The organism is Bradyrhizobium vignae, assembly GCF_004114425.1.
Classification (GTDB): Bacteria; Pseudomonadota; Alphaproteobacteria; order Rhizobiales; family Xanthobacteraceae; genus Bradyrhizobium; species Bradyrhizobium vignae.
In genome coordinates this window covers 1-16,185 of sequence record NZ_RDQF01000028.1, presented here as the reverse complement: position 1 = coordinate 16,185, position 16,185 = coordinate 1, and the positions used below count along the sequence as shown (strand labels likewise).

The 16,185-nt window shown below is 58.0% G+C and carries 10 protein-coding genes and 6 pseudogenes; 6 read left to right on the top strand and 10 right to left on the bottom strand.

The features are described from left to right. Window positions 1-354: 354 nt before the first annotated feature. Window positions 355-639: a hypothetical protein gene (locus EAV90_RS39615; protein ID WP_164937058.1), complete on the bottom strand. Its 285-nt coding sequence runs from the start codon at window positions 637-639 to the stop codon at window positions 355-357. Between the two features lie 760 nt (window positions 640-1,399). Here EAV90_RS39615 and EAV90_RS22715 point away from each other — a divergent pair. After that, window positions 1,400-1,687 carry a DUF3892 domain-containing protein gene (locus EAV90_RS22715; protein ID WP_129144708.1) on the top strand — a complete coding sequence of 96 codons (288 nt, stop codon included), beginning with the start codon at window positions 1,400-1,402 and terminating at the stop codon, window positions 1,685-1,687. Window positions 1,688-1,877: 190 nt separating this feature from the next. Here EAV90_RS22715 and EAV90_RS22710 read toward each other — a convergent pair. Together EAV90_RS22710 and EAV90_RS22705 are read right to left on the bottom strand one after the other, a co-directional pair. Further along, window positions 1,878-2,347, bottom strand: a pseudogene (locus tag EAV90_RS22710) (transposase family protein); the annotation flags it as partial. 72 nt (window positions 2,348-2,419) lie between these two features. Further along, window positions 2,420-3,593: pseudogene (locus EAV90_RS22705) on the bottom strand (IS3 family transposase). A gap of 196 nt (window positions 3,594-3,789) precedes the next feature. Between EAV90_RS22705 and EAV90_RS22700 the strand changes: the two are divergent. Then, the gene (locus tag EAV90_RS22700) at window positions 3,790-4,182 is read left to right on the top strand and encodes an avidin/streptavidin family protein (RefSeq protein ID WP_129144707.1); all 393 of its coding nucleotides are present in this window, start codon (window positions 3,790-3,792) and stop codon (window positions 4,180-4,182) included. Window positions 4,183-4,284: 102 nt separating this feature from the next. Here EAV90_RS22700 and EAV90_RS22695 read toward each other — a convergent pair whose 3' ends face one another. Both EAV90_RS22695 and EAV90_RS22690 read right to left on the bottom strand, forming a co-directional pair. Further along, window positions 4,285-5,076, bottom strand: coding sequence for a hypothetical protein (locus EAV90_RS22695; protein WP_129144706.1), 792 nt, complete (start codon window positions 5,074-5,076; stop codon window positions 4,285-4,287). Further along, a complete protein-coding gene (locus tag EAV90_RS22690; protein WP_129144705.1) occupies window positions 5,069-6,601 on the bottom strand; it encodes an NAD(P)/FAD-dependent oxidoreductase in 1,533 nt (510 codons plus the stop codon). Before EAV90_RS22690 ends, EAV90_RS22695 begins: the two co-directional genes overlap by 8 nt. A gap of 568 nt (window positions 6,602-7,169) precedes the next feature. Between EAV90_RS22690 and EAV90_RS22685 the strand changes: the two genes are divergently transcribed. Next, window positions 7,170-7,586, top strand: a complete 417-nt coding sequence (locus EAV90_RS22685; RefSeq protein WP_129144704.1) for a hypothetical protein — start codon at window positions 7,170-7,172, stop codon at window positions 7,584-7,586. 1,104 nt (window positions 7,587-8,690) lie between these two features. Here the strand turns inward: EAV90_RS22685 and EAV90_RS22680 are convergent. Together EAV90_RS22680 and EAV90_RS22675 are read right to left on the bottom strand one after the other, a co-directional pair. After that, window positions 8,691-10,457, bottom strand: coding sequence for a hypothetical protein (locus EAV90_RS22680; protein WP_208738528.1), 1,767 nt, complete (start codon window positions 10,455-10,457; stop codon window positions 8,691-8,693). 942 nt (window positions 10,458-11,399) lie between these two features. Continuing rightward, window positions 11,400-11,786, bottom strand: a complete 387-nt coding sequence (locus EAV90_RS22675; RefSeq protein ID WP_129144703.1) for a hypothetical protein — start codon at window positions 11,784-11,786, stop codon at window positions 11,400-11,402. A 282-nt stretch (window positions 11,787-12,068) separates the two neighbouring features. Between EAV90_RS22675 and EAV90_RS41480 the strand changes: the two are divergent. Continuing rightward, window positions 12,069-12,204: pseudogene (locus EAV90_RS41480) on the top strand (aldehyde dehydrogenase family protein); the annotation flags it as partial. A gap of 23 nt (window positions 12,205-12,227) precedes the next feature. Here the strand turns inward: EAV90_RS41480 and EAV90_RS41475 are convergent. Both EAV90_RS41475 and EAV90_RS22660 read right to left on the bottom strand, forming a co-directional pair. Next, window positions 12,228-12,485 (bottom strand): annotated as a pseudogene (locus EAV90_RS41475) (DUF736 domain-containing protein); the annotation flags it as partial. 1,403 nt (window positions 12,486-13,888) lie between these two features. After that, complete coding sequence (locus EAV90_RS22660; protein WP_129144702.1) at window positions 13,889-14,188, bottom strand: hypothetical protein; 300 nt, start codon at window positions 14,186-14,188, stop codon at window positions 13,889-13,891. A gap of 16 nt (window positions 14,189-14,204) precedes the next feature. Here EAV90_RS22660 and EAV90_RS22655 point away from each other — a divergent pair, with 16 nt between their 5' ends. Both EAV90_RS22655 and EAV90_RS22650 read left to right on the top strand, forming a co-directional pair. Next, a complete protein-coding gene (locus tag EAV90_RS22655; protein WP_129144701.1) occupies window positions 14,205-14,393 on the top strand; it encodes a hypothetical protein in 189 nt (62 codons plus the stop codon). Between the two features lie 72 nt (window positions 14,394-14,465). Further along, window positions 14,466-15,637, top strand: a pseudogene (locus tag EAV90_RS22650) (IS3 family transposase). 235 nt (window positions 15,638-15,872) lie between these two features. Here the strand turns inward: EAV90_RS22650 and EAV90_RS22640 are convergent. After that, window positions 15,873-16,058 (bottom strand): annotated as a pseudogene (locus EAV90_RS22640) (transposase); the annotation flags it as partial. Window positions 16,059-16,185 lie beyond the last annotated feature (127 nt).

Here is a 16,185-nt window from a genome sequence, read left to right as displayed (position 1 = left end):
CCTCTGCGCATGAACGCTCGTGCGCTTGTGGCCTGGAATGTGCGCCGGATCCGCGTAGAGCGCGGCATTCCGCAAAAGCAATTGGCTATGATGCTGTGATCGACCGCTCACACATGGGGGGCATTGAGCAGAAGAAAGAGAACCCGACCATTGATCTCCTGGACCGTATCGCCGCGACCTTGGGCATTCACTTGTCCGAATTCACTGAGCCGGCCAAGGGTGCGATGCCCCCAAGCCGATGTCCAGAGGGCGCAAGCCGGCACGCCCGTATCGGAACAGGACGTAGTCGCCTGCCGCTCTATCGGCAGGCGCAGATTTTTGGATGCCACCCATCGGCGCGCCTGCCGAGCCCTACTATCCGTTCAACCACGATCGCATCCAAGCAATCGACTGGCTGGGTTTCTTGACCAGCGCGTCCGATTCGGTCGCGCGGTGCGTAACGACGTCCTGCCGCTTGAAAAGATAGGTTTCGTCTCCGGAGTCGATACCCGCGAAATAACGTACGCCATCGACGAACGGCGCGGGCACACCGACGTCGACGCGCTGGTTTGTGAGCAAGAAATTTGTGGCTAGCACGATTGGGACGACTACCGGATTGCGGCCAGATCGAAGTTCTATGGCGAACTCTCCAGGCTTCACACATTGCTTCTGAGGATCGCTTGGCGTCGTCTGAACGCTCGCAGGGGCGTCCGGGCTCCTCGACTGCGCTGGCTTTTGGATCGAAGGACCCGATCGCGGCTCGCCAGATGTCGACTGCGTCACCGCAGGCTTCTGCCCGTCACCTTGGGTCGGTTGAGCCTGCTGCGCTCTCGCCGGCGAAGAGAGAAGCACAGTTGTCAGCGCGAAGATGCAAACGGCAAGGATGCGGGATTGAGGCATTTGTTTTCACCGGCGGTAAGCGAACCACCAGATCAATACCCATGGACTGACTCCGGCACGACAAGGGCTTCCGATCAATGCTGCGCATCCTGATTCGATAACAATTGCAGCGGCAACAGGGACGATTTTGCCGGAAATCTGCATCATGCACGTGTTAGCGGATTTGAATCCGAGCTGGCTGCGCCGAAGACATTCGCGACGGAACGCAGCTGCGCCCGAGGCCGGGAGCGACCTTGAATGATCTTTCACTATCTGGTCTCGCCCGAGCCGATGGGGGCCGTCAGTAGGATTTGCATTGCCGACCCCGGTAAGAAGATTTCCCGTGACGAAGAAACCCCAAGACCGCACGCCCCTCGATATTGCTGATTGTCGCCTAATTGGCGATCCGCCGGAAGTGCGCGGCGCATGCGCAAGGGCCGCGCAAAGTAAAGAATCGCGCTTATTCGGGACAGTGGCGACATAGGTCTTTATCACCGGAAGAGCAGGATCCTCGCTCGATCATAAGTTGGAAAGTAGGAGCATGGCCACTTACCGCATTGATTGCGTTCACAAGCCTAATCGGATGAGCCGGCATGAGCACATCACCGATGTCGGTGGACCGAAGCCCGAAGGGGGAAGATGGCGGGACAAAGTGGAAAACGTTGTCCACTTTATCGAGAACAAACATCACCGGTTCTACACGCAAGACGGCAATTCGACGGCCTGGGTTGCTGTGCGAAAAAGCCCCTCGGGACGCAAGTTCATTCAGACTCACGCCGATGGGGTCTGGACTGACAATCTCCTCGCCCTCGACGAGTGCTCGACCTAGCTCAACCGCAGCAGACGCCGACGAGCGAGTTTCTCGTCGATAAGCGCGGGGCAAAGCAATTCTCCAGCGCCAAAAGAGGATCCTTGCGCAGACGCCAACAAAATAGCGGTTCAGCGGGCTCGGCGCGTGGTAACGGCGCCGCGGGACTCAACGTGACCATGCCCCCATATATGGAACGGCCCGCGTGGCAAGCGGTGCGGAGCTCAGCTATGTCGATGTGGAAGTAGCCGATTGGGTAGGTCTTGAACTTGCGTTTGATGCCTTTGCCATCTTCCACTTCCGGCAGCCGCGAAATGCTGTGGCGCTGAAGACATCGATGAAGCGATGAGCGGGTCAGGTGCGGAATCGTGGCCTGAAGAGCGTAGAGACGGTCGTCGAGCGGCAACAGGGTATGCTTTCGAAAGGCCACGATGATGGCCTCGTCCTCTACCGATAGAGAGGTGGACTTTGGCTCCTTGGGTCCGGTCTTCAGATCAGTGACGGAGCCGCGCCTCTTCCACTTGGCGACCGTTTTGGGATTGACCCCATAGCGCTTAGCCAGCGCTCTTAGGCTCTCTTGACTATTTTGTATTGCTCGACGGACCGCCTCCGTCGTGGTGGCTAGCCGTGTAAAATTTGTCCATAGCGCTTCCTTCGAATCGTGCGATAAGGATGCACCATCAAAGCCCGGGACTAAACATTTTAGCTAGCACTTTGATGCTGTTGGAGCGGGCCGTTCCACCACATCAAGTTTTATCCAATCCCGAGTTCGCCCTGACGGTTGGCTTTGCCCGGTTGGGCGGTGGTAGCGACGGGAGCTGGCGCGGAGCCTTCGGCATAGCGCAGCGCCAGATCCCGGCGCGGGTTACAATTGCGAGCAAAATCAGATGGTGTGTTCCACCCGAGCTGCGAGTCGGGTCGGATACCGTTGTAGTCGGCCCGCCAGCATCCGAGCGTGACGCGGGGCCTGGGCCAGCGACGTGAACAGCGTCTCGTTCAAGATTCGTCCCGTAGCCGACCGTTGAAGCTCTCGATGAAGGCATTCTGCATGGGCTTGCCGGGCGCGATGTAGTGCCAGATGACACGGCTCTGATCGGCCCATGCCAGGATGGCGTTGCTGGTGAGTTCGGTGCCGTTGACGCTGACCACCATTTTGGGCTTGCCGCGCTCGACGATCAGCCGGTCCAGTTCGCGGGCCACCCGTGTGCCCGAGAGGGAGGTGTCGGCCACCAGAGCCAGGCACTCGCGGGTGCAATCGTCGACAACGGTTAGGATGCGAAACGGCGGCCATCGGTGAGCTGATCCGACACGAAGTCAAGCGACCAACGGTCGTTCGGTGCCATCGGCACCGTCATCGGCGCCCGGGTCCCGATAGCTCGCTTTCGGCCGCCACGGCGGCGCACCGCGAGCCTCTCTTCCCGATAAAGCCGGAACAGCTTCTTGTGGTTGACCACGTAGCCCTCCCGCTTGAGCAGCACGTGCAGGCGTCGATAGCCGAACCGGTGGCGCTCCTGGGCGATCGCCCTCATGCGCTGGCGAAGGCCAGAAGTCCGCCGGGGTCGCCTAGCGCGGCAGCAGCCAGTGGCTTTACACGCCCGCCGTTCGCTCATCCCATAGGTATCCACGAGATGAGCGACAGCTTTCCGCTTCCCCACGGGCGTCACCACTTCTTTCCCAGGAGGTCCTTCAATACCGCATTGTCCAGCATCGCGTCGGCCAAAAGCCGCTTCAGCCGCGTGTTCTCATCCTCCAGCGACTTCAGCCGCTTAGCCCCAGAGACCTCCATCTCACCGAACTTGGCCTTCCATTTATAGATGCTGGCGTCGCTGACGCCATGCTTGCGGCATAGATCGGCGACCGACACGCCGGCCTCGTGCTCCTTCAAAATCCCGATGATCTGCTCTTCCGAAAAGCGGTTGCGCTTCATGCTATGGGCCAGAACGAACTTCAAACCGGATTAAGCCAAAGGGGCAAGGTCAAACGAGTTCGACTGCGCCGCGATCCGGCGCGACTTGGCGCATATGGGCCGCATTCCTTTGCCGAATGCGCGATAAGAGCAGCGAACGTGACCTCAAATTGTACGAGATTACATGGTCTTTAAGCGACTCTTTTGGGGCTTCAAAATGAAGAGACTTCTGGTACTTTTGCTGCTCGTCCAATCCTTATTGCTTTCCGCCGAGGCTATGGCGCAGGGGCTTCCCGCCCCCTCATACTGGAAAAATGAACGAGGTTCGGAACTGTTTGTTTGGTCTGCCAATAACGGAGCAATACAAGGGATCTTCACAAACCATGCTCAAGGATTTGCATGCCAGGGCATCCCATATCCAGCATCGGGATCCGTTAGTCCAAACGGCTTGTATTTTGTTGTTACTTTCGCCCAGTGCAATTCCTTCACCCGCTGGGTTGGCACAATTAAGGGATCTCAGATGCCAACGTCTTGGACGCTGTCCTACGTCGATAACAAAGGTAAGCCTAGCAAGCTGAAGGGCGCGGACATATTCACCCGCGTATGGTAGTTTTCAATCTTCTTGCGACGCGAGCGACCTCAGATTGGAAGATCGCTCTCGCGACGTTCGCACTCCGAAGCTTCGCGTGATGCTGCTCCCGGCGCGCGCGGGCTACCCTGATTTCCATCGCTGACTGATTTTGACCTTTGGCCAGTCGCCACCAAACGTCACAAACGACAAATCCTCGTCAGCGGCGATTTGATCGATAGGGAGTACTAAGGTGTTATCGCGCCGTCTTCCAACTATGATGCCGGACAACGCCCCCGACTTGGAAATCAACGGAGCACCAATGGCGCTCTTTGCAGCTAACTGACCTCTCCCTCGGCGCGATACGACCCCACAATACGGGTAAGAGACCTTATCGCCGGCGACATCGATCTCGACATCATGTATCTCGCCCAGAACTCGGCCGAGCTTATTGGTCCAGGAAGGTCCCCGGTTCTTCCGAGGCGATCCTGGCGGCTCCAAGATTGCATCGTCATTGACACGCCGAAGCTTCAAAGAACGGCTGTTCCAGAAATTCGAGCTGAACCCCCTCATCGTCGAGAGCTGTTTGGCGCTTCCTACCTCGTTCTTGAACAAAGGCAAATCATCGAGCTGCACAGCACAAAAGCCGAAGTCCTGCCCTCTTTTTCCTATGACAGAGCCGGGATCAACGAAACTGCCAAGCCGCACTCCTTTTCGGCCAGGACCACGCATGAGCTCACAATGCCCGCTCGTGACCCGACCTACCTTGGTATGAGGCAGAGCTAGGGCATAGATTTCCCGCCCACGGCGGACCAGCGCCGACAGCATCATCGAGGCATCTTTGGAGCCATTGATCTTGACCCTGAGAATCGTACCGATTCGCAAGGCATTGCTGCTATGGCTGGTAGGTGCTCTCAGACCAATGCGCTTAGTCATCGATCCCTCGCGAAGGAGCTACATCGGCGATATCTACGGTTGCAGGCCCAATTCTCAACGGAAATATGCCCGCTTGCTCAGCCTTTTCTTTGTCAGAAACAGGTAAAGTTACCGTAATCGGCGCCGAGCCATAGAAGCATTCCGGCCTGATTTCGACATTTGATACCCGGAAACCGTAAGCTCTTGAGACTTGATCCAACGCTTTTCGGACAGAATCGGCAAGTGGCTTCATGCCAATTCCCGCACTTCCAATTTTCCTGTCCTTCCAAGCATAGCGCTTCTCGTCATAGCCTGGGAGCTCAGCGGCGTCAGCAAATTGACCCGCCAGTTCCTTTAGGTGCGCCCCTTCTTCGGGGGTCAACAGTTTAAGTGCGGCGGGGACGGCACCGTGACGCACCACAATCCGATCAAAGCGTCCCGGCGGGTGGATCTGTTCAGGAGTGCCATCGTCGGGGATCATTTCTGTCCCGTTCGTCGATCTCGACAGCTTTCCCTTGACGTGGCTCACACAGCGGGCCGTCCCGTTACTGAAGTGCGCCAGCAACAATTTGTTGATCGGTGCTGCTGCAAACGAGTAGGCGGTCGTGCTTTCGTGGAGCAATGTTACGTGTGGTGCGGGTTTACGCTTGATCATGTTTGCGAAAGCGGCGGCATCCTCGGGCTCGAGCGTCACTGTCGAGTAGAAATGACACGGGTCCGAGCTGTCCTTGCTGCCGGCCAGCACACCATTTCGGCGTGCACTTTCAACCGCGCGAATGTCTTCAACGATCGGCTTATCGGCCAATCGAGTCGCAACAATATGGGCCGCTCTGGTCACATCCTTGCCGAGAATTGGCGACAGCGCATCGATAAGGCCACCGTCACCCGAGCCGCTGACCATGATTTGAGCTTCCTGGTCGGCAATTGCGCCAGGTGACCAATAGCCGGGCGTTTTGATATCTCCGAATTGCACCTCGGCGGCAAAGCCCGTTGCGAGGATGCAGAGATCGGCGCTGAGGCTTCCACCGTTATCGAGATTGATCTGCAAAGGGGACACGGCCCGGTCGATCGAGATGACTTCAGCAGGGACGGTCTCAATCTTCCTCGCGAAAGTCTCCTTCCATTCGGATTTCAGCGCTTCGACGACCTCCGGTACGGAGGCTTGTCCCCAGTTAAGGAACGGCAGGTCCGTGGCCGGCTTCGGCCGTTGGAACGGCCAAAAGATGATGTTTGGATGGAGCTCTCTGTGGGTGGCATTGAGATAATTCGAAAATTCGATTTGGCTCTTGTCGACCAGGATCACACCGACCTTCTGGACGCACAGTGCCGCGGCAACCATGCGGCCTGACACTCCCGCGCCGACGACGCAGACCTTGCGCCGGCCCGGTGCCATGTGACGATCTGTAATTTCTGCCGCAAGGGCCAGCGCCCGTAATTGCTGAGAATAGAAGTTCTGTTGAGGCAGAAATGGATTGAGAACAAAGAGCGTGTCAGCGACTTTGCACGCTTCGTAAACGTGCTGCGACAGCGACTGCGGAATCTGCATAAATCAATTCGGGTTTATCTGGTCGTGCTTCCGCAGGCCTTCGTGCCAGCATGCGGTCACGCGCTCTGATGGAAATTGCGCAATTCAAAGGAGAACGAACCGCTTGAAAAACTCGGGGGATTGTTCGCCCATCCTATCGCCGGCCCTTACGAGCCGGAGCTTCTCATTTTCACCCATGTCACTGTGGCTGCCCCGTCGTTACATTTATGCCGCAATCTTTACAGCGACCATTGGTTGTGTAAAGAGAGATTCTACGAATGAGCCATCAAACCAGATATCCGGCTGTCTCCCAGGTTGGCGTGGCCCCTGCCCAGTCTAGCATGGCTGTGACAAGGGAGTAACGCGATGAAGTCGCTTCCTTTGGGCATCACGTAGCTAGAGGAGCAGTCGTGTTTGTGCTTGAGGTACTCTGACCTCGACGCAGTATTCCTGCGCTTAACTCAATTGGGTGCATTCTTTCAGCGCCGCGAAGGTCTGCGACTCGTTCAGCGCTTGAATATTCCCCGCCCTGACCGAGGATTGGGGAACGACTGTAACCCAATCGATCACGGTGGAAGATCAAACTGGAGTGGCGCCGGGCATCACGGCAGTGACCCCGCTGCCCAAATCGAGTCTTTACGTTTCCAGCGGGAGGAAACGTCACCAGTCCCCAATCCTTTTCGTGAGCCTTGGCGGCACGGCTTCGGCCAACTTCACCGAGGAAATCGCATTTGTTGCAGCCTGCGGCGGATCATTCACGCCACCGTGGAAGCTTGCCAGGATCTCGGCAGGTGCAAGCTCAAATCTCATCGTTGGTCAGCGTACCAATACGAATGATCTGATCATCACCTTGGGGCCGATCAAGACAACGGACAGCAAAGGCAACAGGATCGACTACACGAGCGGAAATACTCCGGTTCAGCTGGAAGACTATGCAGTCAATCAGCATCAAGCCAGGGGGCAAGCCGCGGCGATTGCAGTATCCGTAAGCGGCCAATCCCACTAGTCCAGGGAAGCGGCAGGAGCCAACATGCCAACGTCAACTCGCCGAAGATTTGGCGTTTTCCTCATCGGTTGCGCAACAGTTGCAATAGCCGCTTATCCCCATGCCTCGCAGGCTGCTAAGGATACCGCCCTGGCCCCAATCTATAGCAAAGAGGGCGACACTTGCGGGCCGCCGTCCTTGAATATGACATGCCAACGTCAAGGCAATGGTTCAGCGTTGGCATGCAGAGCCAAGCCGCGAACTCAATAGAATTTCGACACTTAGCTCTTCTCGGCGCTCCTCGAGCACGCTCGGAAGAATCCATGTGCGGCGCAGGGCGCTCGGGCGGTTGACCAAATGCGGGAGCGCCTCAACGAGGAGAGCGTATTGCATGGTGCAGCATCTGGTTGCGGCGCGTCCACGAGGCTGCGTAGGAAGTTTATGGCTCGATCCCGAAGTTCGGCCTCCAGTTTGCTCGCCTCGATGCGCTGGATAATAAGATCGCGATCGAATGGCGGCGCCTTGTGATAGCATTTTCCACCTCCTTGTGGATGAGCGTGCGCCAACGGCGCATCGCCTCAACGGAAGATGGCACCCGCAGGAGCGCGAGCAGAGCGACGCCGCAGGCGGTACGCGGGACCGAGTGCAGCGACAAGACCGGTTAGGAGGGTAGGCAAAGCTCTTGACGTGAGATTGACTGGAGCTTCGAAAACGCCAGAAATCGACTCGCGCTCCAAGGCGTGACTCGCTTAGAGTGCACGCTCCGCATAGCGGTTTCTCCCTTCCATCCTGGGCGTACTGTGGATTTTGCGAGCCAGCCTTTGCCCCGAGCAAACCTGACTTTCGATGTCGTCGATGACCTCGTGGGCGCGCACATGCGCGGCCGGCTTAAGGGAACGCCGCAGGTTCATACGCAGCAACGGAGGTCTGTCCGCTCATCGAGCTCATGATGGAGGCTAGCGCTGGCCGAAGCGGCCCGCTGTTGCAGACGCCGTGGCTCGATTCCGTCACGCAGCTGGATTTTAGAGTTGCGCTTAGGAGCAACCAGAATCTATGGCTCGATGGATCTCGGACCCGAGGCTTCATGCGCACGACATTCGATCCGCGCGTCGAGGCCGACGATCTTTAGCGAAACCTCTTTCTCATCGCGCCGCGAATCCGGAATTTTGGCGCGTCAGAGGTGCCCTTGATGCTGTTGAGCCGCTCAATCAAATCGAGCGCGGTCTCTATTCCGGAATTCTCGATATATCCGCCGTCCACGAGGCGCGCCTGCGGATTGGCGGTAATACAATCATTCCGCAAGGAGACCGTCGCTGCCGGAGTCACCCATGGAAATCGCGCGCTGGTAAAGGCCGCAGCGCTAAGCGGGATCCGCAGCGAGTGGCTCTTGACAGTTTGATTGGCTCCGGTGCCGGCACGATCAAGCATCGAGAGAATACAGAGGTCTTTGTCTTTGGCATGAAGCGGGTCGATATCAAAAGGAGAGACGACAACGCGTTTGCCGCTACCGGCATCTGTTGCGTTCAACAATAGCGCCGGCATATTGTTGGAAGGTGTCCAATGTGACTGAAAATCTGCCTTTAGCAGATTGGATTGATCGCCAGCCTCCTTTTGGTTGAGTATTCTGTCTGCAGCATTCTCCAGCGTGTACTCCAGAAAGCGCGCGCGATCAAAACTTGGGATAGCGAGCCGAGAAAACAGCTGGGTGAAGTCAGTAAATAGAAGACCGGCAACCAAGGGCAAGAGAAAATCCGTCTCTAAGACACTTGCAACGCGCTGTTCTACCTCCCCAGGGGCATCGATATCCTCAGCCCGGCCGACGCCGGCCAGAAAGTCGGCGATCTTCGGGCATGTCTTTGCGTCGGGACCGATCGTATCAAGCGGCGCATCGTCGGCATGAAGCGCGGGTGCGAAAATTACTGAGCCGACGCTCCCTCCGGAGACACCGCTTATCGCAAACAGATGCTGCCGAAATGCCGGACAGAGATCCTGCATCCTGGCAAGAAAGCGCGCCGCATTGTTGGCTGCGTAGATGCCGCTCCCCTGGGCAGCCACAATGAATACCGGATATTCTCCGAGCCTCTCGGCCTCGGCCAGGCGCGGTTTTTGCCGAAGCCAATCCCGAAATGCTTCGACTGCAGAAATGTGCATCTCTTCTGATGGGCCGGTTGCTCCGGCCACGCTGCGCAGCTCGTGGTCATCGCCTCCGAACAACGAGGCAACCAGGAACAAGCCGCCAAACACAACCGGTATAAAAGGAAAATTGAACCTGATCGTCAGTAGCGCAAAGTGGGTGGTGAGACCGGCCACGCACATCGCAAAGCGAGCGATTACACCGAACGATCCGACGAATTGTGCAAGCCTGTCCGGAAACAAAACGAACCCGATCGTCAACAGGGCGATGCCGCCGATCGTGAGCGCGAGAAATCTATAGGGGATGAAATAGGCGATGTTGGTCCGGTTCGCGAGTGCGGCCGAGCGATGTTTTGACCCTATCTGCCAAGCGAATACAACAAACGAGGCAAGCAGGATCAACATGGCAAGCGCAAGGATGAGCAGCATGCTCCGCTCAAAGGCAAGCGCTTGGTCCTGAATGCGGAAGATACTTCCGACTTCCTCGACCTCACCGATCTTTTCAGCCGGGCGCGAGGCGAGTTGACCTGCCGTCGCGGCGACGATCGGCAGAGCTCCGAGCACAACGGGTGCAGCTTCGATATAGAAGGCCAAGCGCCCCTTAGCGGGCGGGATATGAGGCAGGGTTGCGGCAGTAAGCTGAAAAGCGACCGCCCAGATCGTTAACGCAATCACGCCGACGGCGACACACTCCTTGAGCGTTACCCACCCAATGTCGTCAGCGGCTATCCGGTAGAGCTCCTGAATCTGATCTGGCAAGTACAGCAAAATTGAAATGGCGACCGAAAGAACGGCAATCTACCGGAAGTTGCGAAACAAAAGAGCTGCTCGCGCACAGTCATCGCCTGAATTTCCTACACTGTTATCGGAGATAGTCCTGAGCGAGCAAATAAGCTTGGATTCTAGAAATTCGTACCAGCCCTCGTCGAAGGCTTGCGTGGTAGATAGCGGGCGGCCCGCAACAAACTGATCGGAGATCTCCTAGCGGGCACCGCTCTGAAAATTGATAACGTAACCTACAGCAGTGGCGCGATCTATCGAACATTCTCTTGAATCGTAAAGAGATTTTCGATGCTGAGGATCAAGACGCGTGATATCGGTGTTTTTCGCTCTGGATCCGCCACCTTGCGCACTTTTTCTTCTCTCATTCGCTTCGAGCGCAACAAAGCCGCATGACCGCACCTCACTCTCGTGATCGGTTGATCCCAGATAGGCATCACTGGACGCGGGCTTCAACGCTTACGGACACGCGAACAGCGTCAGGCAATTCGCTACTGTGGAAGATTTGCGACCTCACGCCGATCGAGCTCGCCGATTTGCAACCTGCTTATCCAGCCACTGGGGACATGTGATCTCGGCTCGTTTGTGTTCCTGCCGTTGCGATCAGCACCCCAGCAGTGCCAGATGTCGGATCTGTCTCGGCCACTGCCCGACTGAACGTTCGAGACTGTTCTTGACGTGACGGTCGCAGGCTGGCGACTCATTCGATCCACCACTCGGCGGAACGAGATCGCAGCCGTACGAGCTCGGCTCTGCTGCACTTACCGGGGTTGAGAAGCCGCCACTCCTCATTTCCTCGACAGCGGCCCAGCCGACTCCCTGATCCTCGGGCTTCAGAATGGCAACTTCCACACGAAATAGAGAAGCCCAGCAATGGCTCCCCAAAAAAGTATGCCGCGCACAATGACAGGGAGCGCCATGTTAATCGCCGTCTCGCCCAAGCCGCTGTGCCATGGTGATTCCATTGATCGCGTCTGCCAGACCTTCTAAGAAAACCCGATACCACGCATCATCGTCGGGAAGCTCCCAATCACGTAGGCTGCCGACGTAACGGGTCAAAGCAATAACGCCGGCGATCGTGGTTGGCGTTGAACGGATGAGTACATTCGCGTGCTCTGCGAGAATCTCATTCCTTCGGACGCTGATTTCGTCGGCGGCATTAAATTCGGCTTCGTCCTCAAGCCTCGCAGATATCGACACGGCCGCATCGTAGTACGCCGACAGCTCGCGATGACGCTCGATCACGACGAAGATCAGATCGCGATCAGCCGCAGCGATCGAGTGGGTGGAAATTTCATGCGAAGACATGTTGAGCCTGGACAAATAGCGGGCCGATACTAGCAACTCAGCCGCGGTGATAATCGGCGTAGAGTGGCTGTGATCCGCTGTCTTTCTGCTCAATCAGCCTGGGATCGGGCGAGGTCGCTTCCGGTCGGCCGGCAACACGGCCGTAGCGCCAATTTCCGCCTTGCCTGCAGCAGCTTACTGTGAGCTGCGAATAAGGGGGCATCCGAGGAAAGATAGACTGCCTTCGGATCAGTCTGCCGCGACAGGAGATATGACAGGATATCCTGTCAGCTCCGGACGTGAGACCTCAAGCGCGTCTCGCTCGAGCTCGGCGGCAAGTCGCCGGACATCATCTTCGCCGATGCCGATCTCGATGCCGCAGTTCCCGGCCGCGATGGCGGTGTTCACCAATTCGGGCCAGATCTGCAGCGCCGGCACCAATGGGCAGCCGTCATCGACTGCGATGAGGTTGGCGTAGATCGGCGCCGAGAAGGACGGGGCGTCGAGCTTGACCGAGTGATAGACTGCTTTATCCTTGTAGGTTCCGCTGCCACGCGGCACCTATCTCGACGTTGCCGGCCATCACGCGCAGGTTAGGGCCTTCTCGTTCGCGGAGGGTTCGGCCGGAAGGGGGAGCGCCTTGATGTTGAGCGAGAGCGTCTTGATGGTGCCGGTATACGAGCCATCTTCGGCCCGGGTGAGGGTGCCAATCTGAGCCATGGTGATCTCCTGTTGCTGTTACAGCTCGCGACCATCGCAACCTTGATGGCGATCTATGAGCGCCGCAACGAGCGACCCGCAGCCTTGGCCCGCAGCGCCAGCGGAGGATGGCGGGCTGAGCGATCTTGTTGCCTCGCGAGGATTGCCGCCGCTTGGCGGCACGGGAAGAAGATCGCGAACGAGCCATCGCGGGTAAAGGTCGGCGAGCGCAGCGAACGTATTGTGGCGCGTGATCCGCCAGCAAAACGCCACTATTCATCCAGGCTATGACCGTCGCGCGCGCCCAAAGATTGGCCCAAACTGAGATTGATAGGCAGGGACAGTTGCGCGCTCTCGCTCGTTTCTGGATGTATTCGATCCCGTGCTGTATGAGCGCGAAGTTGAACTTGGTCGCGGCAACGATCAGATCCGCGGCCGGAGCCATTCCGACGAAAGCTGTCACCGGGCTGCCGGGCGAAACGGCGCCATTGCCAGCGGCAATTCCCATGACATGGCTTCCGTGTGGATCGTCGGGCATGTTAAGCGGGATGGCTCCCGTGGTGACGCCAACAGGTCCGCGATGTCCTTGAGTGGAGCGGGCAAGAGCCACCTATGGCCGAGCCGAGGGGGGCCCAAGGGTGATAAATCGTTCTGCAAGAGTCGACCTTGCCTGATCAGATCGGTCCCATAAACTGCTCTCCTGAACAGTCCTTGGGGGCGTGGCATGCGAGAATATCCGCCGTTCGCACATTTCACGGTCGTGCTGAAGAAGTGCGGGCGAAGCCGCTGGAAATGGGCGGTCAACGCAGCAGCGGGACAAATTCTTATGTCAGGCTCCGAGCATACTCGAGCGGGAGCACGTTACAAAGCTGATCGCGCGCTCTTCTTGCTCCTTTGTTCTAGTGCGACCCATCTTTCCAAAGCGCGGGATGAGGGACATGACCTCTTGGATCGCGCCGCAACGATCATATCAGAGGCTCGCCGGCAGCGAGACGAAAGTCGCGCGGCTATCGCAAAGCTGCGCCGACCGAGGAACGCTCTCTTCGAAAACATTGAGAAGCTCCGTTTGGCTCACCAGACGCTTATTTTGGAGGCTGCGTCTGCACGACTCTTCATGTGGAGCTCTTCGGAGAAACTGTCAAAAGTTGCACGCTATCGGCCGCCTATGGCGATGGAAGATCCTCCCGCAGATCCATGAAATCGATGAAAGCCTCGTGCCGCCAGCGGACCCGCACGGTGCAAGAACACAACAAAAGTTGAGTGACCGCGCGGCTCGCGGCGGTCTTCTTGACGAGCGCTTCGAACCGGTCTCGGGCTATTTTGCTGTGCAGCTGTACGAGCGGCTTACGGATTCATCTGTATGCCCATGTCGTTGAACAGCTCGTTCTAGATAAAAGCTTCATGCGTGCCCCTCCACGGACCAACTACCTGCCAAGAGAGCCCGATAGCTTGCCCAGTACCTTGTCGACGTGAGTAACCCCAAGCTCCTTGCGCTGCAACTCGACAAGGGCAACCCTCTCGATCTCGGGCAGCAACAGACGACAAGTCGAGCGGCCGTAGTCGCTCTTGTGTGCGTTCAAGGCCTCGACGAGGGTCTCCTTGGCTTCGGCATCAACGTCGAACATCTCTGCTCGCTTTTGAACCGCATGGCTGACCTCATCGCAGCTTTCGCGATAGTAAGCTTCCACCCTCTCGCGCAGATCTTCGCCAGCATCGTCTAGCATCTAATGGCGTGGACGCGTGAGGAAGCAAACCAATACGATCGAGAGCCTCCTTGCGCTGGCCCGCAACCAGGAGGGTTTTCGCCAGCCGCTGAAATTCCGGCGAAAGCCTGAAGCTCTCAAGATAGGTCCGCTACGCGAGCAAACTCTTGCTGCAACGGCTGCACAGCGGCTTGAATCCTCTGCTGCAACTCAGTCCAAGGCCTGAAATGCTCTGTGACCTGCCCCTGCGTATTTCCTCCAGATGGAGTTAGAGTCCGGCCCGAAGAAGGACGAACAGATGAAGCTAGCAAGGTTCACGGAAGAGCAGATTATCGCGGTATTGAAGGAGCATGAGGCTGGAGCAAAGACGGCCGACCTGGATCGCAAGCACGGGGTGTCGGAAGCAACGATCTACAATTGGAAGGCCAAATTCGGCCGCATGGACGTTTCAGAGGCGAAGCGGCTGAGGGAGCTGGAGGACGAGAACGCGAAGCTGACGAAGCTTCTAGCCGAGCAGATGCTCGACGCCGCCGCCCTTCGCGAGCTCCTTTCAAAAAAATGGTCGGGCCCGCCGCCAAGCGCGCTGCGGTCGCGCGTCTGCAGGCCGTCATGAGCCTGTCGGAGCGGCGGGCCTGTTCGATTGTCGGAGCGGATCGGAAGATGATCCGCTATCGCTCCAGTCGTCCGCCGGACGCAGTTCTGCCTGGCCGATTGCGCGATCTCGCCAACGAGCGGCGGCGTTTCGGCTATCCCCGCCTGTTCGTCCTGCTGCGGCGGAGGGCGAGCCATCGGGGATCAACCGGATCTACCGGCTTTATTGCGAGGAAGGGCTCACCGTCCGCAAGCGACGGGCTCGCCGCAAAGCTGTGGGGACCCCGATCCTGATCGAGGCGAGGCCCAATGCCCGCTGGTCGCTGGACTTCGTCCACGACCAGTTCGCCAATGGTCGACGCTTCCGCATCCTCAACATCGTCGACGACGTCACCAAGGAATGCCTGGGCGCCATTCCGGATACGTCGATCTCGGGGCGGCGCGTGGCCCGCGAACTCGCGGCAATCGTCGAGCGACGCCGCAAGCCAGGACTGATCGTGTCCGACCACGGCACCGAGTTCACCTGCAACGCCATGCTGGCTTGGTGCAAGGACGCAGCCATCGATTGGCACTTCATCGCACCGGGAAAGCCCGTGCAGAACGGCTTCGTCGAGAGCTTTGATGCGCGATGAGCTACTCAACCAGACGCTGTTCTTCGATCTCGACGACGCCCGCGCCAAGATCGCCAATTGGGTCGCCGACTACAATCTCGAGCGTCCCCACTCGTCCCTGAAATACCTGACACCCGCGGCCTACGCCGCCCACCTCACCGCAACGGACGATCGGCTGCGCAACCCCGACCAGCTCCGCCAATCGTCCGTTGCTCCACCCGCGCCACTTGGCGTACAAAACGCCGAGACTCCAACTGCCACTGGATGAAAATTCAGTGGCAGGTCAACGTGGATCGCCGTGGCCTTTTCCCAGAAAGTGTGCTCCGCCTTCCTGGTTTTTGGCTTGGCGATGGGACACTCGAGGGTCTCAAGATATTCGGCTGCGTCGCAGACCACATCATGAAGCTCGCTAGGCTCCCCGTCGATCGTGCTCCGAAGATCGTGTCCCGTGGCGTGGTGTAACTGGCGGTGGGACACCGCGTTCGCCGGCGTGGCCGGACAGGTCAGCTGGCGATTGCCGGAAGGCTGACGGTGGGCATCGCTCAACGGCGTGATGGTTTCCAGCGTCATGTAACGGGCACGCTGGACGGCCCACTCATCGTCCTGCTCAAGCAGGATGGCGTCGATCAGGCGCGCACGATGGCATCTTCATTGGGGAAGATACCCACTATCTCGGTTCGGCGCTTGATCGTGAGCGTCATCCAGGGACCACGCACTGAGGGCTGATCTGGTCGGCTAAGAATATCTCGCGGAATGGTTTGTCGCGGGGTCACAATGTCCAAGGATAGTCGTAAGGATAGTCGTAAGAATAGCGAT